At 66.5% G+C, this 19,513-nt stretch carries 18 protein-coding genes; 10 read left to right on the top strand and 8 right to left on the bottom strand.

The features are described from left to right. Nucleotides 1-53: 53 nt before the first annotated feature. Nucleotides 54-2,291: an LPS-assembly protein LptD gene (locus ACVWYO_RS20500; protein WP_457353991.1), complete on the bottom strand. Its 2,238-nt coding sequence runs from the start codon at nucleotides 2,289-2,291 to the stop codon at nucleotides 54-56. A 197-nt stretch (nucleotides 2,292-2,488) separates the two neighbouring features. Between ACVWYO_RS20500 and ACVWYO_RS20495 the strand changes: the two genes are divergently transcribed. From ACVWYO_RS20495 to ACVWYO_RS20480, 4 genes are all read left to right on the top strand, one after another. Then, nucleotides 2,489-3,964, top strand: coding sequence for a leucyl aminopeptidase (locus ACVWYO_RS20495; protein ID WP_457353989.1), 1,476 nt, complete (start codon nucleotides 2,489-2,491; stop codon nucleotides 3,962-3,964). 213 nt (nucleotides 3,965-4,177) lie between these two features. After that, nucleotides 4,178-4,624, top strand: a complete 447-nt coding sequence (locus tag ACVWYO_RS20490; protein ID WP_457353987.1) for a DNA polymerase III subunit chi — start codon at nucleotides 4,178-4,180, stop codon at nucleotides 4,622-4,624. 81 nt (nucleotides 4,625-4,705) lie between these two features. Continuing rightward, nucleotides 4,706-5,128: a nucleoside-diphosphate kinase gene (ndk, locus tag ACVWYO_RS20485; RefSeq protein WP_140848663.1), complete on the top strand. Its 423-nt coding sequence runs from the start codon at nucleotides 4,706-4,708 to the stop codon at nucleotides 5,126-5,128. After that, nucleotides 5,128-5,649 carry a GNAT family N-acetyltransferase gene (locus tag ACVWYO_RS20480; RefSeq protein ID WP_457353985.1) on the top strand — a complete coding sequence of 174 codons (522 nt, stop codon included), beginning with the start codon at nucleotides 5,128-5,130 and terminating at the stop codon, nucleotides 5,647-5,649. The genes ndk and ACVWYO_RS20480 overlap by 1 nt, the downstream gene beginning before the upstream one ends. Nucleotides 5,650-5,688: 39 nt before the next feature. Here ACVWYO_RS20480 and ACVWYO_RS20475 read toward each other — a convergent pair whose 3' ends face one another. The 4 genes from ACVWYO_RS20475 to purM form a co-directional block, all read right to left on the bottom strand. Beyond that, nucleotides 5,689-6,351 carry a hypothetical protein gene (locus ACVWYO_RS20475; RefSeq protein WP_457353983.1) on the bottom strand — a complete coding sequence of 221 codons (663 nt, stop codon included), beginning with the start codon at nucleotides 6,349-6,351 and terminating at the stop codon, nucleotides 5,689-5,691. Further along, nucleotides 6,348-6,725, bottom strand: a complete 378-nt coding sequence (locus tag ACVWYO_RS20470) for an MmcQ/YjbR family DNA-binding protein (RefSeq protein WP_457353981.1) — start codon at nucleotides 6,723-6,725, stop codon at nucleotides 6,348-6,350. Before ACVWYO_RS20470 ends, ACVWYO_RS20475 begins: the two co-directional genes overlap by 4 nt. Further along, nucleotides 6,722-7,231, bottom strand: coding sequence for a phosphoribosylglycinamide formyltransferase (purN, locus tag ACVWYO_RS20465; protein ID WP_457355077.1), 510 nt, complete (start codon nucleotides 7,229-7,231; stop codon nucleotides 6,722-6,724). Before purN ends, ACVWYO_RS20470 begins: the two co-directional genes overlap by 4 nt. Nucleotides 7,232-7,315: 84 nt before the next feature. Next, nucleotides 7,316-8,425, bottom strand: a complete 1,110-nt coding sequence (gene purM / locus ACVWYO_RS20460) for a phosphoribosylformylglycinamidine cyclo-ligase (RefSeq protein WP_457353979.1) — start codon at nucleotides 8,423-8,425, stop codon at nucleotides 7,316-7,318. Nucleotides 8,426-8,487: 62 nt separating this feature from the next. Between purM and ACVWYO_RS20455 the strand changes: the two genes are divergently transcribed. The 4 genes from ACVWYO_RS20455 to ACVWYO_RS20440 are packed head-to-tail and all read left to right on the top strand — an operon-like array spanning nucleotide 8,488 to nucleotide 14,119. Continuing rightward, nucleotides 8,488-9,759, top strand: a complete 1,272-nt coding sequence (locus ACVWYO_RS20455; RefSeq protein ID WP_457353977.1) for a heavy-metal-associated domain-containing protein — start codon at nucleotides 8,488-8,490, stop codon at nucleotides 9,757-9,759. A gap of 19 nt (nucleotides 9,760-9,778) precedes the next feature. Next, complete coding sequence (locus ACVWYO_RS20450) at nucleotides 9,779-10,414, top strand: HdaA/DnaA family protein (RefSeq protein WP_457353975.1); 636 nt, start codon at nucleotides 9,779-9,781, stop codon at nucleotides 10,412-10,414. Continuing rightward, nucleotides 10,411-12,588 (top strand): RNA degradosome polyphosphate kinase, encoded by a 2,178-nt coding sequence (locus ACVWYO_RS20445; protein ID WP_457353973.1) that lies wholly within the window; start codon nucleotides 10,411-10,413, stop codon nucleotides 12,586-12,588. The genes ACVWYO_RS20450 and ACVWYO_RS20445 overlap by 4 nt, the downstream gene beginning before the upstream one ends. Before the next feature lie 22 nt (nucleotides 12,589-12,610). Next, entirely contained in the window at nucleotides 12,611-14,119 is a 1,509-nt protein-coding gene (locus tag ACVWYO_RS20440; RefSeq protein WP_457355075.1) for a Ppx/GppA phosphatase family protein, read from the top strand. Between the two features lie 143 nt (nucleotides 14,120-14,262). On the opposite strand, the gene rnd is transcribed toward ACVWYO_RS20440, so the two are convergent. Beyond that, nucleotides 14,263-15,441: a ribonuclease D gene (rnd, locus tag ACVWYO_RS20435; RefSeq protein ID WP_457353971.1), complete on the bottom strand. Its 1,179-nt coding sequence runs from the start codon at nucleotides 15,439-15,441 to the stop codon at nucleotides 14,263-14,265. Between the two features lie 173 nt (nucleotides 15,442-15,614). Between rnd and aspS the strand changes: the two genes are divergently transcribed. Further along, a complete protein-coding gene (gene aspS, locus ACVWYO_RS20430) occupies nucleotides 15,615-17,438 on the top strand; it encodes an aspartate--tRNA ligase (RefSeq protein ID WP_457353969.1) in 1,824 nt (607 codons plus the stop codon). Nucleotides 17,439-17,585: 147 nt separating this feature from the next. Next, nucleotides 17,586-18,359 carry a polyphosphate kinase 2 family protein gene (locus tag ACVWYO_RS20425; RefSeq protein WP_457353967.1) on the top strand — a complete coding sequence of 258 codons (774 nt, stop codon included), beginning with the start codon at nucleotides 17,586-17,588 and terminating at the stop codon, nucleotides 18,357-18,359. A gap of 19 nt (nucleotides 18,360-18,378) precedes the next feature. On the opposite strand, the gene ACVWYO_RS20420 is transcribed toward ACVWYO_RS20425, so the two are convergent. Both ACVWYO_RS20420 and ACVWYO_RS20415 read right to left on the bottom strand, forming a co-directional pair. Continuing rightward, nucleotides 18,379-18,825, bottom strand: a complete 447-nt coding sequence (locus ACVWYO_RS20420; RefSeq protein WP_457353965.1) for a hypothetical protein — start codon at nucleotides 18,823-18,825, stop codon at nucleotides 18,379-18,381. A gap of 45 nt (nucleotides 18,826-18,870) precedes the next feature. Further along, nucleotides 18,871-19,500, bottom strand: coding sequence for a carbonic anhydrase (locus ACVWYO_RS20415; RefSeq protein WP_457353963.1), 630 nt, complete (start codon nucleotides 19,498-19,500; stop codon nucleotides 18,871-18,873). Nucleotides 19,501-19,513: the final 13 nt, after the last annotated feature.

The raw sequence follows: 19,513 nt of genomic DNA, 5'->3' as shown, positions 1-19,513 counted from the left end.
CCCCAGCCCAAACCGTTGGACGCTGCACTGCGCCAATCCGTCTGAACCTGTGCTTAGCGGCCAAGGTTTTTGAACGCCAGCGTCAACAGGAAGCCGTTGCCCGCCTTGACGTCGCCGGTGGTCTGATAATCGCGCTTCCAGGTGACACCGAGCCGCAGGCAGTCATCCTCATACTGCACGCCGAGGCGGTGTCGGACGGGGTCGAACCCGTCCGCCAGCGACAGCGGATCCTCGTCGCGATTGGTCAAGTCGATCACGGTCGAGCCGAACACCGACCAGAAACGCGAGATCTGCACGCGCGAACCGACACGCAATTCCTCGCGATCGCGCAGATCCTCCAGCGTCTGGTCGATATTGCGGTTGAGCCGCAGATAGCCGACCAGGAAATAGGTGCTGCGCGATCCGATCGTCGCGTCGAGCTCGTTGCGGCGGACCGCAAGGTCGCCCTGGTCGAGCCGGTAGCGGTGGATGACCGACACCCAATCGTGGAAGCGCAGCTCGGTACGGCCGACGATGTCCGAGACGCGCCCCGACAGTCCGGTGCCATCGGGGAACAATGTCGGGCGGCTGTTGAGCCGATAGCTCTGGCCGATATTGGTCGTGAACGAGAAGCCTGGCAGATCGACCGACCAGTCGAGCCCGTAGGTCACGCGCGCCGAATCCTCGAAGCGATCGTAACCTGGAAAGCGGTTGAGCGAGAACAGATTGGTGTCCTCGAGATCGACCGAGCGCGAATCCTCATTCGGCACCGTCGTCGTTCCGGCTTGCGGCGAGGCGACAAGCTGCACGCGCGGAGTCAGCCGCTGCGTGCCGCCGAGAAACGACCCGATGAACGGCCATTTCACATCGACCGCGAATGCGCCGATAATCCGGCCGCTGACCCCGGACTCGCCGCGATAATTCGCCACCGTCGTCGCGAGAATGTCGCTCGTATGGTAGATGTCGCCACGGCCGAGCGCGGTGAAGGTCACTTCCTGGCCGAACGGCGTCAGCTTGCGCAATTCCCACTGTGCGCTGGCAAAGGCCCGCTGCGTATCCTGTCCGGCGGGGCGCTCGATCCCCAGGCTGTTGACCTGGAACGTGAAGACGCCGCCGAGGAGACTGTCTGGGATCCGCTTGCGGTAATCGATCTCGGGCAGCGCGATCGGCTGCAATGCCTGCCGGTCGCCGACGCGCAGGGTCTGCACATACCAGCCGGCGACCGAGAAATAGCTGCTCTTGTCGATATGCTCGAGCTTGACCGTGCTGCGCAGCCGGTCGTCGGTCGAGATGTCGTACCGGCGCAGGAAGGTCGGGTCGGTCGTCAGCCGGAGCGATCCGCTGAGAGTCCAATCGGGGCTGAGCTGGAACTTGGCGACGCCGTCGAGATAACCGCGGAAAGAATTGGGGGTTCCCGCAGGTGTCGGGGTCAGCAGATCGGTGCTGCGTGGGCTCGCGGTGACATAGCCAGCGATGCGATACGCCCCGAGTGTATTGAGCGCGCTATATTCCGCCTTGAGCATCGGCAGCACCGCGCTGAAGATCCGCGGCGTCACCGTCAGCCCTTGGTTGGATCCCAGCGCGAAATGATAGGGCTGCGCGAATTCGAAGCCGTTGGTGCGGCTGTAGCGGAGATCGGGTGCGAGCAGCCCGTTGTCGTTGCCGTCGCCGATCGAATTCGAGAAGGCCGGGAGCGGGAGGGTCGGCAGACCGAACAGATTGATCCGCGCGCCCTTGTAATAGATGCGCTTGCGGTCGGGCCGATAAATGACGCGCACCGCGGTGATCTTCCACGACGGCTCTTTCGGGCAATTGTCCGAATCGGTCACGCCGCACGGCGTGTAAGCAGCGTCGTCGAGCACGACCGTCTCGTCGAGCGCGCGCGTGCCCTTGCGCGCCGCCAGCCGACCGCCTTTCTCGAGCACGAGCAGCATGTTGTCGACCATGCCGTCCTTCAGCGCATCGGTCAGGTCGATCGAATCGCCATACGCGGTATCTCCGCCCGGGTTGACCACCGCCACGTTGCCGCTTGCATGGACCTTGCCGGTCTTACGGTCCCACACCACCGTATCGGCGCGCAGGCGGTTGCCCGCCCGGTACATGCGGACGTCGCCCGTCGCGGTGACCAGGTCCGCCGTATTGTCATATTCGAGCGTGGTTGCGTTGAACTGGACCTGATCGTCGCTCGTGCTCGGAGTCGTCGCGGGCGGCGGCGGCGGGACGGTACGCGTCTGCAGATCTTGCGCGGACGCGGGCGCGGCCGCCAAAACGAACGGAATCACACAGCTGGCGAGGAAAACGGCACGCTTCACGTCGGAACAAACACCCTGATGCGAGAAAGCGCCCGATCTGTCGCCGGATGCCGCTGGTCGATCCCGCCCTATCGCATCGACCTCGCCTTGCTGCAATCGTGCTGCGGCGAATTCGTGGGTCGATCCTTTGCCAGCTGCTTCTGGCTGTCCTAGAGACAACCGACTCAATCGACGACCAGACCCACATCGAGGCTTTCATGCAGATCGACTTTTCCACTGCCGCGCCGGCATCCGCCGCGGCGATCGCCTTCCTCGTCGAGAAAGACGGGGTCGCCCGGCTCGCGACGACGCTGATCGACGCGGCAGCGCTCGATCTGGTCAAGGCGGCGGCGCGCGCAAGCCGCTTCGAGGGCGAGGCGGCGAGCGTCGTCGAGACCTTCGTCGCCGACGGCGCTGGCGGGGTGCGGCGCGTGCTGCTGCTCGGCACGGGTGCTGGCAGCGAGCCCGACTATGAGCGCGCCGGCGGCGCGTTGACCGCCCGCTTGCTGACCTCGGGCGTCACCAGCGCGAGCGTCGATTTCACCGGGGCGGGCGCGACCCCGAATGCGGTCGCGCGCTTTGCCGGCGCGGCGGCACAGCGCGGCTGGCGTCACGACGTCTATCGCACCAAGCTCCCCGAAAAATCGAAGCCGACGCTCGCTTCGATCGTGCTCCACGGCGCGCCCGACGGCACCGACGCCGCGTGGAGCAAACAGAAGGCGCTGACCGAGGGCCTCGAACTGACGCGCACGCTCGTCGCCGAGCCGCCAAACAAGATCTATCCCGAGACCTTCGTCGCCAAGGTGCTCGCCGAAGTCGAGGGCCTCGGTCTCGAAGTCACCGTGCTCGGCGAGGACGAGATGCGCGAGCTCGGCATGGGCGCGATCCTCGGCGTGTCGCAGGGCTCGGCCAAGGATGCGCGGCTGCTCGCGCTGAAATGGAGTGGGGCAGGGGCGGGCGATCCCGATCTGGCGCTGGTCGGCAAGGGCGTGACCTTCGATACCGGCGGCATTTCGCTCAAGCCCGGACCCGGCATGGAAGACATGAAGTGGGACATGGGCGGTGCCGGCGCGGTCGTCGGCGCAATGAAGGCAATCGCCGGACGCAAGGCCAAGGCGAACGTCATCGGCGTCTGCGGTCTGGTCGAGAACATGCCCGACGGAGATGCGATCCGTCCCGGCGACGTGCTGACCTCGATGTCGGGGCAGACGATCGAGATCCTCAACACCGATGCAGAGGGGCGTCTGGTGTTGTGCGACGCGGTCACCTGGGTGCAGCGCACGCATCATCCCAAGACGATTGTCGATCTCGCCACGCTGACCGGCGCGATGATCGTCAGCCTCGGCACCGAGCATGGCGGCATCTTCGCCAATGACGACGCGCTTGCCGACGAACTGCTCGCCGCCGGGAAGGCCTCGGGCGACCTGCTGTGGCGTTTCCCGCTGTCGGATGCGTACAACAAGCTGATCGACTCGCCGATCGCCGACATGAAGAACGTGGGCCCACGCGGCGCAGGGTCGATCACCGCGGCGCAGTTCATCCAGCGCTTCGTCGAGCCCGGCGTGAAATGGGCGCATCTCGACATCGCCGGGATGGTCTGGGCCGACAAGCCCGGCCCGAATTACGACAAGGGCGCGACCGGGTATGGCGTGCGTTTGCTCGACCGATTCGTGGCGGATAACTTCGAAGCATAAGCCGCAAAATCCCCCTCCCGCTTGCGGGAGGGGCTAGGGGAGGGAACGACCTGGAACACTTGCGGTCCGCCTGAGGCACGCCCCTCCCCCAACCCAGGTCGAGGTAAACGATGCCCCGCATCGTTTAGGTCATGCCGGGGGCATGACCGACCTCGCCCTCGCAAGCGGGAGGGGGGTAAGAAGAAGCGTGAGAGAAGGGAGGGGAGGAGAAACATGCAAGTCGATTTCTACCACCTCACCGCGCAACCGCTCGAGCGGGTGCTCCCGCGCATCGCCGAGCGCGTCGTAGAGAGCGGCAGCCGCCTGCTGATCGTCGCCGAAAGCGCCGACCAACGCGGCGCGCTCGACCGCTTGCTGTGGACCTACACGCCCGACAGCTTCCTGCCGCACGCGCAGGCCGTCGGGGAGGGGGAGGGCGATGCCGCCCAGCCGATCCTCATCGCCGAACGACCCGATGCCGCCAACGCCGCGCGCAACATCGCGCTCGCTGATGGCGTGTGGCGCGAAGAAGCGCTCGGCTTCGACCGCGCCTTTCACTTTTTCGACGAGGATCGCATCCCGCAGGCGCGCGCTGCCTGGAAAGCGCTCGCTGATCGCGCGGGGATCGAGCGCCGCTACTGGAAGCAGAATGACAGCGGCCGGTGGGAGCAGGCCGCCTGAGGCTTGCATCCCACCGGGCTCCCGACTAGGGAACCGCGACTTTCCGCGACACTTTTCAAACACCACAGGAGATTCACGGTCATGGCCGCGAACCGCACGTTTTCGATCATCAAGCCCGACGCGACGCGTCGCAACATCACCGGTGCCGTCACCAAGATGCTCGAGGAAGCGGGTCTCCGCGTCATCGCCTCGAAGCGCATCCAGATGACCCGCGAGCAGGCCGAGGGCTTCTACGCGGTCCACAAGGAGCGTCCCTTCTTCGGTGAGCTCGTCAGCTTCATGATCTCGGGCCCGGTCGTCGTGCAGGTCCTCGAGGGCGAGAACGCGATGCAGCGCAACCGCGACATCATGGGCGCGACCAACCCGGCGAACGCCGATGCCGGCACGATCCGCAAGGAACTCGCCGAGTCGATCGAAGCCAACACCGTGCACGGTTCGGATTCGGACGAGAATGCCGAGATCGAGATCGCCTATTTCTTCAAGCCCGAAGAAATCGTCGGCTGATGCTGCAATGGCGCGTGCGACGGGCAGGGCCGGCGGATGCCGACCTGCTGTCGCTCGTCGCCAATGCGGCCTTTCTCGATACCTATGCGCCGTCGCTCGCCGGCGCCGATCTCGTCGCACATTGCCTCAAGAACAATAATGCGGCGGTGTTCGCCAAATGGCTCGCCGATCCCGCGACGGTGGTTACCGTCGCGGAGATCGAGCCCGGGCTGGCGCCGATCGGTTATACCGTGCTGACCGCGCCCGACTTTCCGATCGACCTGCAGCCGGGCGATCTCGAGCTGCGGCGGATTTATACGCTGCGCCAGGCCTATGGCAGCGGCATCGGTGCTGCGCTGTTGGCGCAGTCGATCGCCGACGCGGTCTTGCTTGGCGGCACGCGGTTGTTGCTGGGCGTTTGGGACCCGAATGCCCGCGCCCGCGCCTTCTATGAACGCAACGGTTTCACCGTCATCGGCAACCGCGACTTCGTCGTCGGCGGCGAGGTGCATGTCGACCCGGTCTACGCGCGGAATCTTTGAGCATCGGCGATCGGTCGATCACCGATATCCGACCTGAATTCAGTCCTTCGACTTCGGCTGCTGCCCCGCCCAGATCGCATCGACCCGCTTCTGCGTCCCGCCAAGTTCGTGCAGGCGCAGGCTCTCGAGCTTGACCGTGCGACCAAACACCCCGAGCGGCCCGCTCGTTTCGGTCTTCCACCCGATATCGTAGATCCCGCGCGTCGTCCGCGGCGTGTCGCCGTCCCAATAGGTCAGCGCGATCAGCACCGGCAACCGCCCGGCCTTCTTGTCGGGCCCGCCATCGGTCGCCTTGAGCAGGGCGTGGTCGAACCACCCGCGATCGATCGTATCCGCAACGGTATCCTTGGTGCCGACGCCGAGCGCCGTCGGGAAGGTGACCGTCGCGTCACGGATCGCATGGCGGTCGTCATGCGCCAGCAGCAGCGCGCTGCCGTTCGAAGCCGGCGCCGCGCGGATGTCGAAGCGTGCTTGCGCGCGTTCGGCCTTCACCGCGGCGACCTGCTTGTCGGCCTCGTCCGCCCGGTGATCGGCCCAGTTGAGATACAGGCTGCCGCCCGCGATAATCAGTCCGGCGACTGCGATGAACTCGCCGAGATTGATCCAGCGCCGGCGCGTTGCTGCAGCCTCGGCCTTGGCGACCGCCTCGGTCGCGGCAACCTGCAATGCGGGGTCGCGGGGCGGGGTCGACTGATCGCTCATCGTCCCCCCGCCTCGAGCAAGCGCCGCGGCGCGGCCAATTCCCAGCTGATCGCGATACGGTCGCCGACGCGGTCCCAATCCAGCTCGTCCTGGTCGAGCCGCATCGCGACCCAACCCGATGCGCCAAGATAGGCCGGGCTGAAATAGCAATCGGGGTCGGTTTCGATCAGCATCGCCTGTTCGTCGGCGCCCGTCGTCTTGACGATCACCACGGTCTCGCCGTCGCCGTGATGGTCGTGCCAGAAATAGGCGAAGAACTTGCCGTCCTCGATCAGGAAGCCGGGCGCGCCGTGCGACGGGCGCTCGGTGGTTTCGGGCAATGCCAGCGCGAGTTCGCGGATCTTGGCGAGGACGGATTCGGGATCGGGGCTCATCGTCTTACGAACTCTGCCAGAACGTGTGGGTAAAGGCGATGCTCGGCTTCGAGCACGCGCGCGGCGAGGCTGTCGGGCGTGTCACCGGGCAAGATCGGGACCTCGGCCTGGCCGAGCACTGCGCCACCATCGAGCTCCTCTGTGACGATATGGACCGAGCAGCCCGCCACGGCATCGCCCGCTTCGATCGCACGGGCATGCGTGTCGAGGCCCTTATATTTGGGCAGGAGCGAGGGGTGGATGTTGATGATCCGGCCCGCCCAGCGCGCGACGAACGCGTCGGAGAGCAGGCGCATATAGCCGGCCAGCGCGATGATCTCGACGCCAGCTTCGACAAGCGCGGCGTGAATCGCGGATTCATAGTCGGCCTTCGGGATGCCCTTGGGCGATTGCGTGAAGGTGGCGAGGCCCCGCTCGCGCGCCCAGGCGATGCCGGCGGCATCGGGCTTGTCCGCTGCGACGAGCACGACGTCATAGCCTTGCGCGGCTTCGACCAGCGCCATCATGTTGGAGCCGCGCCCCGAGAGCAGAATACCAACCTTGACGCTCACTTCTCCCCTCCCGCTTGCGGGAGGGGGGGGAGAAAGCGCTCACCCATGATTATGCGTCGCGGTCCAATCGGCGCGACCGCCCCAGGTCTCGACCGAGCCCGACACCGTGCACCCGCGCGCACCAGCCTCGATCGTCCCGATCGCGAACACCGTCTCGCCCGCCGCCTCGAGCCCGGCGGTCACCGCCGCGACCTCGTCCGCTGCGACCACCGCGACCATCCCGATCCCGCAATTGAAGGTCCGCGCCATCTCCTCGGGCTCGATATTGCCCTGCGCCTGGAGAAACGCCATCAGCCGCGGCTGCGCCCAGGCATCGGCGTCGATCCGCGCATGCGTGCCGTCGGGCAGCACGCGCGGGATGTTCTCAAGCAAGCCGCCGCCGGTGATGTGCGCCAGCCCCTTGATCCGCTTTTCCGCCAGCAACGGCAGCAACGCCTTCACGTAGATCCGCGTTGGCGCCATCAGCGCGTCGATCAGCAGCACGTCGGCATCGAACAGCGCCGGACGATCGAGCTTCCACCCCTTGTCGGCGGCAAGCCGGCGCACGAGGGAAAACCCGTTAGAATGCACACCCGCCGAAGCGAGCCCGAGCACGACGTCGCCCGGCGCGATCGCCGCGCCAGTCAGCACCCGGTCGCGCTCGACCGCACCAACGCAGAAGCCCGCGAGATCGTAATCGTCTGCAGCGTACATGCCCGGCATTTCGGCGGTTTCCCCACCGATCAGCGCGCAGCCCGCCTGGCGGCAGCCTTCGGCGATCGAAGCGATCACGCGCTCGGCGACCGCGGGGTCGATCTTCGCGGTCGCATAATAATCGAGGAAGAAGAGCGGCTCGGCGCCCTGCACGATCAGATCGTTGGCGCACATCGCGACCAGATCGATCCCGACCCCGTCATGCGCATCATGCTCGATCGCCAGCTTGAGCTTGGTGCCGACCCCGTCATTCGCCGCGACCAGCAGGGGATCGACGAAGCCCGCCGCCTTGAGATCGAACAGACCGCCAAAGCCGCCGAGCTCGGCATCGGCGCCAGGCCGGCGCGTCGCCTTGGCGAGCGGTGCGATCGCGCGCACCAGCGCATTGCCAGCGGCAATCGAGACGCCCGCTTGGGCATAGGTGTAGGACTCGGTGTCCGGGTTCGTTTCGCTCATCGTGCCCGCCTAGCCATATCCTGCTTGGATTTCCACGCCTCCTTCGCCAAAAGGGCGCCGACATGACGATCCGCCGCCTTTCCACGCCCCTGAAGTTCGCCGCGGCGCTCGCTCTCACCGCGACAGGCGGGCTCGTGCTCGCGCAAGTGGACGATCCCGACCAGGGCGTTGCGCCCGCCGACAGCTCGGGCAGCTATGAGGTGAGCGGCATCCAGGTCGATGTCACCGGCAAGAGCGCCGAGGCCGCGCGCTATGCCGGCTGGCGGATCGCGCAGCGCAAGGGCTGGGACATGCTGTCGCGCCGGATGGGGAGCGGCGGCGGGACCTTGTCCGACGGGACGCTCGACGCGATGGTGTCGGGGATCGTCGTCGAGAATGAGCAGATCGGCCCCAACCGCTATGTCGCCAAACTCGGCGTGCTGTTTAGCCGGGCGCGCGCCGGGTCGATCCTCGGCGTCTCGGCCGAGGCTTCGCGCTCGTCACCGATGCTGGTCATCCCGATCGAGGTGAGCGGCGGAGTCGCGACCGGCCTCGAGCAGAAGACGGGCTGGCAGGAGGCGTGGAGCCGCTATCGCACCGGCAACAGCCTGGTCGATTATGTCCGCCCGACCGGGACCGGCGCCGATGCACTGTTGCTCAACCTTGGCCAGACAGAGCGGCCCGGTCGTGGCTGGTGGCGCGTCGTGCTCGACCAATATGGCGCGACCGACGTGCTGGTGCCCAAGGTCACGCTGCGCCGCGAATGGCCCGGCGGGCCGATCATCGGTGTGTTCGAGGCGCGGCATGGCCCCGACAATCGCATCGTTACGCAATTCACGCTCCGCGTCGACCGCGCCGATGCGCTCCCGGTGCTGCTCGACGCCGGCGTCAAGCGGATCGACGACGCCTATCAGTCGGCTTTGCGCGGCGGCGGGCTCAGCGGCGATTCCGGTTTGGCCTATGTCGCCCCCGTCGGCACGCCGACGCCGACCGCCACGCCGACCGAAGTCGTGCCGATCGATCTCGGGATCGACGGTCTACCGGGGCCGAACGCGGCCAAGACGAGCGTGGCGATCACGATCCAGGCCGATACTCCGAACGCCGGTTCGGTCACCGCGACCGAAAGCGCGCTCCAGGCGATCCCCGGCGTCCGCTCTGCGATCACCACCAGCCTTGCGATCGGCGGGGTCTCGGTGCTGCGCATCGCCTATGACGCCGATCCGGCGGTGCTTCGCACGGCGCTCGAGGCGCGCGGCTGGAGCGTCAACGCGAGCGGATCGACGTTCCGCATCCGCCGCAGCAGCGCGGCGGGGCAGGGGAGCCAACCCACACCTACCGATTCGCCGACGGGGTGATCTGATGCTCCCGGCACAAATGGCACTTCCCCTCGACTGGCCGGCCGACCCGCGTGACGACGAATTCCTGATCGGGAATTCGAACGCGCGGGCGGTCCAGCAGCTCGAGCATTGGAGCACCTGGCCCGTCATGGCGGTGGTCGTCACGGGGCCGCGCAAATCGGGCCGCAGCCTGCTCGCGCGGATCTTCGCCGCCAAGACCGGCGGCGGGCTGATCGACGATGCCGAGCGGCAGAACGAGACGAGCATCTTCCACGCCTGGAACCGCGCGCAGGAGGATCGCCGCCCGGTCGTGATCGTGGCGGACGCGACGCCGCCCGAATGGACGATCAAGCTGCCCGACCTGCGCTCGCGCCTCGCCGCAAGCCCGACGGTGCGGATCGGCGACCCCGACGAAGAGTTGATGCGCGCAATCTTCGAGCGTCAGTTCCTTCGGCGTGGTATCGACGCCCGGCCGGAGGTGATTCAATGGCTCGTCCTGCGGGTGGAACGCACCCACATAACCTTGCTGCGCACGGTCGATCTGCTCGACCAGGCGCTGCTGGCGCGGCACAAGCGCCTGTCGATCCCGCTCGCGCGGGCCACGTTGATGGAAGCCGGGCTGATCCCGGGCGCGGCACCCGATTTGTTCCCCGAACCGACGGAAACCCCATGACCCGCCCCGCCCACCTCGCAAGCCTGGACCACGACGACGACCCGTTTGCCGGAAGCGAAGGGAGCGACCGCTATTTCAACCGCGAGCTGTCGTGGCTCGCCTTCAACCGCCGCGTGTTGGAAGAAGCGTGCAACACCGCGCATCCGCTCCTGGAGCGCGTGCGTTTCCTGTCGATCTCGGGGTCGAATCTCGACGAATTCTTCATGGTCCGCGTGGCGGGGCTCAAGGGCCAGCAGCTGCAGGACGTCGCGCGCCTGTCGAACGACGGGCTGACCTCGGGCCAGCAGCTCGCGGCGATCGTCGCCGAGGCCGATGCGCTGGTCACGAGCCAGCGCGATGTGTGGCGCGACCTGCGCCGCCAGCTCGCCGAAACCGGCATCGCGGTGCTCAGCTCGCGCACGATCGACGAGGCGCTGTCGGGCGAGGATCTCGCCTGGCTCGAGACGCAGTTCCGCGAGCAGCTTTTCCCGATCCTCACCCCGCAGGCGCTCGACCCGGCGCATCCCTTCCCGTTCATCCCCAACAAGGGGTTGGCGGTGATGTTCGACCTGGTGCGGATTGCCGACGACCAGCCGATCCGCGAACTCGTCATGATCCCCGCGCCGATGCCACGCTTCCTCCGCCTGCCGGGCGAGAAGGCGCGCTATATCGCGGTCGAATCGCTGGTGAAGCGGTTCGCCCCGCTCGTCTTCCCGGGCTACCGCGTGATCGGCGGCGCCGAGTTCCGCGTGTTGCGCGACAGCGATCTCGAGATCGAGGAAGAGGCCGAGGATCTCGTCCGCTACTTCGCCAATGCGATCAAGCGGCGGCGGCGTGGCCGCGTCATCCGGCTCGAGCTCGAGAGCGGGATGCCCAAGCGGCTCGGCTCGGTGCTGCGCGACGAACTCGGCGGGGCGGATTGCTTCGTCACCGAGAGCGGCGCGTTTCTCGGCGTCGGTGATCTCGAAGCGATCGTCGACGAGGATCGCCCCGATCTCAAATTCCCGCCCTTCTCGCCGCGCTTCCCCGAGCGGATCCGCGAATATGGCGGCGACTGTTTCGCCGCGATCAAGGCGAAGGACATCGTCGTCCACCACCCGTACGAGACGTTCGACGTGGTGCTCGCCTTCCTCAAGCAGGCCGCCGCCGACCCCGACGTCGTCGCGATCAAGCAGACGCTCTACCGCGCCGGCAAACAGCCGGCGGTCATCAACGCGCTGATCGCCGCCGCCGAGGCGGGCAAGTCGGTCACCGCGGTGGTCGAACTGAAGGCGCGCTTCGACGAAGAGCAGAATCTGCTCTGGGCCTCGGCGCTTGAACGCGCGGGCGTCCAGGTCGTCTATGGCTTCATCGACTGGAAGACCCACGCCAAGGTTTCGATGGTGGTGCGCCGCGAGAGCGGGCAGTACCGGACCTACTGCCATTTCGGCACGGGCAACTATCACCCGATCACCGCCAAAGTGTATACCGACCTCAGCTTCTTCACCGCCGATCCGCGGCTCGGGCTCGATGCCGCGCAGATGTTCAATTACATCACCGGGTACGTCGAACCCGAGAACATGGCGCTGATCAGCCTGTCCCCGCGCGACCTGCGACCGCGGCTGATGCGGCTGATCGATACCGAGATCGCCAACGCCAAGGCCGGTCGCCCCGCCGCGATCTGGGCGAAGATGAACTCGGTGGTCGATCCGGCGGTGATCGACAAGCTCTACGAAGCGAGCGATGCCGGCGTCCAGATCGACCTCATCATCCGCGGCATCTGCTGCCTCAAGCCCGGCGTTCCCGGTCTTTCCGAGAATATTCGCGTCAAGTCGGTGATCGGCCGCTTCCTCGAGCACAGCCGCATCTGGTGCTTCGGCAATGGCGGGATGCTGCCCAATGACGGCGCGCAAGTGTTCATTTCCTCGGCCGACTGGATGCAGCGCAATTTCGATCGCCGGATCGAGTATATGCTGCCGATCGAGAACAAGACCGTCCATCAGCAGATCCTCGACCAGGTGATGGTCGCCAATCTGATCGACAACGAACAGAGCTGGGAGTTGCAGGGCGACGGATCGTATGTCCGCACCCAGCCGGGCGACCGGCCGTTCAATCTGCATCGCTATTTCATGACCAACCCGTCGCTGTCGGGACGCGGCGCCTCGCTCGCCGCGAGCGGATCGGTGCCCAAGCTGTCGCTCAGAAGCCGGCGCTGAGCCGATGGCCACCACCGCTGATATGCCCGTCGCTCCATCCTTGGCGAAGGGCCGCGATCCCGTCTCCGACACCTGGCTAGAGCCGCGCACCGCGATCATCGACATCGGATCGAATTCGATCCGTCTCGTCGTCTATCAGGGTCCCGAGCGGCTTCCGGCGACGCTGTTCAACGAGAAGGTCATGGCTGGGCTGGGTCGCGGCATGGCCGAGACCGGTGCCATCGCCGAATCGGGGATCGCGGTCGCCAAGGACGCGCTCGCGCGCTTCGCGGCGGTGGCGCGAGAGATGGAGGTGACACAATTGCGCACCGTCGCGACCGCCGCGGTACGCGACGCATCGAACGGCAAGGTCCTGCTCGATGCCGCGCACGATCTCGGCCTCGACGTCGAGTTGTTGAGCGGCGAGCAGGAGGCGACGGGCGCTGGATACGGCGTGCTGTCGGCGATCCCGCGCGCCGACGGCATTGTCGGCGATCTCGGCGGCGGCAGCCTCGAACTGATCCGGATCTGCGGCGGCAAGGTCGGTGAGCGCGTGTCGTTTCCGCTCGGCGTGCTGCGCATCGGCGCGATCCGCGACAAGGGCCCGGGCGTATTGCAGCGCGAAGTTGCGCGCGCGCTCGATCGCGCGGGCTGGACGGGGAAGGGGGCAGGGCTCCCGCTCTATCTTGTCGGCGGATCGTGGCGTGCGCTGGCGCGGCTCGACATGCACCTCGCCAGCTATCCGCTCCCCGTGATCCACGAATATGCCATGTCGGCCGAGGCGATCGCGCGGATGGGGCGGACGATCAGTCACGTCAACAAGAGCTGGCTGCGCGCGATCCCCGGCCTGTCCGCAGCGCGCGCTGCAACGCTGAGCGACGCAACGACACTGCTCGTTGCGCTGCTCAAGCATATCGGCAGCGACACCACGGTCGTCTCGGCGTTCGGGCTGCGCGAGGGGCTGCTCTACGGGGCTCTCGAACCGGACGTCCGGGCGCAAGACCCGCTGATCGTCGCGACACGCGACGAAGGCCGGCGCCACGGCCGCTTCGCCGAGCATGGCGATCTGCTCGACCGCTGGATCGCGCCGCTGTTCACGCGCGACCGGCCCGAGATGGCACGGCTGCGGCTGGCGGCGTGCCTGCTCGCCGATGTCGGCTGGCGGGCCAATCCCGAATTCCGCGCCGAGCGCGGCGTCGAGGTCGCGCTCCACGGCAATTGGGTCGCCGTCGATGCCCGCGGTCGCGCGTTGATCGCGCAGGCGCTCCACACGAGTCTCGGCGGCGGGGTCAATACGCCGGCGCCGCTCGCGGTGCTCGCCGATCCGCTCGACTTGAAGCGGGCGGTGCATTGGGGGCTGGCGATGCGCCTTGGGCAGCGGATGAGCGGCGGGCTCGCCGGGCCACTGCAGCGCTCGTCGCTCGACGACGATGGCGAGACGGTGACCTTGAAGGTGAAGAGCAGCGACATTGCGCTGTACAGCGAGACGGTCGAACGGCGGCATGCCTCGCTGGCGGCAGCGCTGGGGCGCAAGGCGGTCATCGTCGAATAGGCGTGCGGAACCCACTCCGTCACCCCGGGCTCGTCCCGGAGTCATCCGGGATGCACACCCAGCAGCCGCACCTCGCGCGGCACGGTGGCCCCCGGCACAAGGCCGGGGTGACGGCGCGTGGCTAAACCCGCCGGCTGACCGAGTTAAACCGCGATATCCTCGGTCCGCGTCATCTTGAGCTTGCCGTTGACCACCGCAAACGCCAGCCGTCCCTCGACCAGATCGAGTGCATCGCGCCCGAACTGCTCGAACCGCCAACCCTGAAGGATCGACAGCCCTTCGCGCTGGCCTGCGGCAAGCGCGTCGAGGTCGTCGGTCCGCGCCAACAACCGCGCCGCGACGTCGATCTCCTTCGAGCGGATCTTGAGCAGCAGCTTGAGCAAATCGGCGACCAGCGCCCCATCCTTGCCCATCCCCGGCTTGCGGTCATCGCGCGACGGCAGTTCGTCGGCCGACATCGGCTCGGCATGCTCGAGCGCCGCCATCAGCCGCGCGCCGATATCGTTCTGCGCCCAGGTCGCCGAGAGCCCGCGCACCTTGGCGAGATCGGCCTGCCGCTTGGGCGCATGGCCCGCCAGATCGGCGATCGTCTCGTCCTTGACGATCCGCCCGCGCGGCAGATCCTTCCCGCGCGCCTCGATCTCGCGCCAGCGTGCGAGCGCTTTGAGGCGGCCGAGCACGTCAGGCTTGCGGCTCGGCACCTTGATCCGGCGCCACGCTTCCTCGGGATCGTTGGCGTAATTCTTCGGATCGCCGAGGCGCTCCATCTCCTGGTCGAGCCACGCGCCGCGGCCCGTCCGGCGGAGGCGCTCGAGCATCTTGGGGAAGATCTTGGCGAGATGCGTCACGTCGCCGATCGCATATTCGATCTGGCGCGCATCGAGCGGACGGCGGCTCCAGTCGGTGAAGCGCGCGCCCTTGTCGACCGTGATACCGAGCCATGCATCCACGAGGTTGGAGTAACCGACTTGCTCGCCTTGCCCCAGCGCCATCGCTGCGACCTGCGTGTCGAACAACGGATGCGGCGTCGTGCCGGTAAGGTTGTAGACGATTTCGAGATCCTGCCCGCCGGCATGGAAGACCTTCAGCACGTCCTCGTTATGGACCATCAACTGGAGCAGCGGGCTCATGTCGAGCCCCGGCGCGAGCGGGTCGATCGCCGCCGCTTCGTTCTCATCGGCGATCTGGATCAGGCAGAGCTCCGGCCAGAAGGTATTCTCGCGCATGAACTCGGTATCGATGCAGACGAAATCGGCTTGCGACATTCGGGCACAGAGATTGGCGAGGGTGGCACTGTCGGTGATGAGCGGATGGATATGCATCACCACCCCTTAGCGAGGCCCGCGCGCCTTGACAAAGGTGGGTTGTAGAGGGAAGCGCATCGACCATATTCGCCGTCGCCCCGGCGGAGGCCGGGGCCGTTACGTTGTCACGCATTGCGCTCCGATACACAGCGGCCCCGGCCTTCGCCGGGGCGACGAACATGAGAAGATCTATGCACGCTTATCGCACCCATACTTGCGCCCAGCTCCGCGCCGCGGACGTCGGCACCACGGTCAAGCTGTCGGGCTGGGTCCATCGCAAGCGCGATCACGGCAATCTGCTGTTCGTCGATCTGCGCGACCATTACGGCATCACCCAGATCGTCACCGACAGCGACAGCCCGGCGCACGCCGTGCTCGACAAGCTGCGCCCCGAGTCGGTCGTGACGATCACCGGCGACGTCGTCGCCCGCTCGGCCGAGACGGTGAACGCCAACCTGCCCTCGGGCGAAATCGAGATCCGTGCACGCGACGTCGTGGTCCAGTCGGTCGCGCACGAGCTGCCGATGCCGGTGTTTGGCGAGGCCGAGTACCCCGAGGAAATCCGCCTCAAGTATCGCTATCTCGATCTGCGCCGCGAGCGGCTTCATGCCAACGTCCTGCTGCGCTCGAATGTCATCTCGTCGCTGCGCCAGCGGATGATCGGGCAGGGGTTCACCGAATTCCAGACGCCGATCCTCACCGCGTCGAGCCCTGAAGGCGCGCGCGACTATCTCGTCCCGAGCCGCGTCCATCCCGGCAAGTTCTACGCGCTCCCGCAGGCACCGCAGATGTTCAAGCAGCTGCTGATGGTCGCCGGCTTCGACCGCTATTTCCAGATCGCGCCGTGCTTCCGCGACGAGGATGCGCGCGCCGACCGTTCGCCGGGTGAATTCTACCAGCTCGATTTCGAGATGAGCTACGTCACGCAGGACGACGTGTTCGCCGCGATCGAGCCCGTGCTCCATGGCGTGTTCGAGGAGTTCGCCAACTGGCAGGGCAAGGGCCGCTCCGTCTCGGCGCTGCCGTTCAAGCGCATCCCGTATCGTGAATCGATGCTCAAGTACGGCAACGACAAGCCCGACCTGCGCAACCCGCTGATCATCACCGACGTATCCGAGCACTTCAAGGGCTCGGGCTTCGGCCGCTTCGCGTCGATGGTCGAGGGCGGCGATGTCGTCCGCGCGATAGCCGCGCCGAACACGCACGAGAAGAGCCGCAAGTTCTTCGACGAGATGAACAGCTGGGCGCAGAGCGAAGGCTTCCCCGGCCTCGGCTATGCGACGCAGAAGGACGGCGTGTTCGGCGGCCCGATCGCCAACAACCACGGCCAGGACGGCATGAAGGCGATCGCCGAAGCGCTCGGCCTCGGCCCGAACGACGGCATCTTCTTTGCGGCCGGCAAGGCGGCGCAGGCCGCCAAGCTCGCCGGCCTCGCCCGCACGCGCGTTGCCGACCAGCTCGGCCTGATCGACGACAAGCGCTTCGAATTCTGCTGGATCGTCGATTTCCCGATGTTCGAATATGACGAGGACGCCAAGAAGGTCGATTTCAGCCACAACCCCTTCTCGATGCCGCAGGGCGAGATGGAAGCGCTCGAGACCAAGGATCCGCTCGACATTCTGGCCTATCAGTATGACATCGTCTGCAACGGCATCGAGCTGTCGTCGGGCGCGATCCGTAACCATCGCCCCGAGATCATGTACAAGGCGTTCGAGATCGCCGGCTATACCCAGGCCGATGTCGACACCAACTTCGCAGGCATGATCAATGCCTTCAAGTTCGGCGCCCCGCCGCACGGCGGGTCGGCACCTGGCGTCGATCGCATCGTCATGCTGCTCGCCGACGAGCCCAACATCCGCGAGGTCATCACCTTCCCGATGACGCAGAAGGCCGAGGATCTGATGATGGGTGCGCCTAATTTCGCGACGCCCAAGCAGCTCAAGGAACTCAACCTGCGCTCGACCGCGGGCGTAGCGACGGCCAAGCCGGCTGACGAAGCCGTTCGTCCCGCCTAACGCGCCTTAACGCCCTGTCGCGTGCGGGAGGGGCTGCCCTAAATCTCCCCTCCCGCTTGCGGGAGGGGCTGGGGGAGGGCATGTCATCCCCATGCCAGCTTCCCCGACATTCCCGCCCCTAACCCCTTTCGCGAGCAGGAGGGGGATATGAGCATCGATCTCTCCGACTACGAATCGGGCAAGTCCTACGACGGCGACTACGACGCCGATCTCGCCAAACTGCAAAAGCGGCTCGCGCATATCCAGGTCGCGCATATCGTCCACCGCAAGCGCGCGATCGTGCTGTTCGAGGGCTGGGACGCGGCGGGGAAGGGCGGCATCATCCAGCGGCTCTGCGCCGAGTGGGACCCACGCAACTTCGAAGTCTGGCCGATCAAGGCGCCGACCCAGGACGAGCTCGACCACCATTTCCTGTGGCGCTTCTGGCAGAAACTGCCGGCCTGCGGCGACATCGGGGTGTTCGATCGCAGCTGGTACGGCCGGGTGCTGGTCGAGCGGGTCGAGGGTTTCGCGAAAGACGCCGAGTGGAAGCGCGGCTATGACGAGATCAACGAATTCGAGGCGCAACAGGCGGATGCTGGCACGACGATCGTCAAGCTGTTCATCCATGTCTCGCAGAAGCAGCAGGACAAGCGCCTGGCGAACCGGCTCGATCATCCCTGGAAGCGCTGGAAGACCGGCGCCGAGGATTATCGCAACCGCGAGAAGCGGCCAGCATATCTCGAAGCGATGCACGACATGTTCAAGCGGACCGACACGCGCTGGGCGCCATGGACGGTGATCGACGGCAACGACAAGAAAGCCGGGCGCATTGCCGCGTTGACGGCCATCGCCGAGCAACTCGAGGCGCATATCGACATGACGCCCCCCGAGCTCGATCCCGAAGTCGAAGCGATCGCGCGAAAGGCGTTGGGGCTTTAGCGCCAAGGCCTGCGGCGGGTCAGATCCAGAGCAGGACGATCGGCACGATCGTGCCTGCGACGAGCATCGCGATCGAAACCCGCCGCATCGAACGGATCGACAGCGCGATCGCTATGCCGGTGAGGGTCGAAGCGCACAACGCGATCGACAGCAAAACGACGAAGATCTTAAGCGGCAGGGGCGAAGGGCGCTTCGGCCCGGCGCGCTCGGCCTCGCCGCGCGGCTTGCCTGCTTCGGCCTGCGGCTTGGGCTTCTCCGCGCGCGGCGGACGCGGCGGGCCCTGATCCTTGTGAACGCTCGCCAGCCAGACGATCCAGTTCGGCGGCGTGCCGCCATAGCCGCGCGCTTCCTGCAGCCGGAAGGTCTGCAACGCGCCGCTCACCGAGAACAGCAGGATCATCGGCGCAAAAAACAGGCCCAGATAATGGTGATAGCGGCGCAAGGTCCGCAGCGTGTTGGGTCTCATGCGATGTGCGCTACGCGAACGTAACGACTCGGGCAATTGTGTACCTTACGCAGGTGCGAAATTGCCCGTGTCGTCCATCACGTGCAGCACCCCATCGGCAATCGCGAAATAGGCGCCGCGCAGCCGCAGCGCGCCGGCCGCCTCGGCCTCGCGGATATTGGGGAAGCTGCGCAGATTGGCGATGCTGACGCGGACCGTTTCGAGTTCCATCTCGCGAATCGCGGCAGGGCCCGTGCCGTGTTCGGCGACGATCCGGTCACGCGCCGTATCGAGCATGTCGATCCAATGCGCGATGAAGCCGCCTTCACCTGGCGCCTTGCCCTCGAACGCGCGCGTCAGCGCCGCATGGACGCCGCCGCACGAGCCGTGGCCCATCACCACGATCTCGCCGACCTTGAGCTGGCTCACCGCGAATTCGAGCGCCGCCGAGACACCATGGCGCGACCCGTCGAGCTCGAATGGGGGCACCAGATTGGCGACGTTGCGGACGACGAAGATCTCGCCCGGCGACGTATCGAACACTTGGGCTGGATCGACTCGACTGTCCGAGCAGGCGATCACCATCACCTTCGGGCTCTGCCCCTCGGCCAGTTCCGCCCAGCGATCGCGCTGGCGGACATAGTCGGAAACGCGGAAGCGGCGATAGCCGCCGATGAGATCGCTGAAATCGGTCATGCAGCGCTTTTAT

It is taken from the genome of Sphingomonas sp. UYP23, assembly GCF_054059235.1.
The sequence above is the reverse complement of the archived record's forward strand: the minus strand, read 5'-3'. Positions and strand labels throughout refer to the sequence as shown.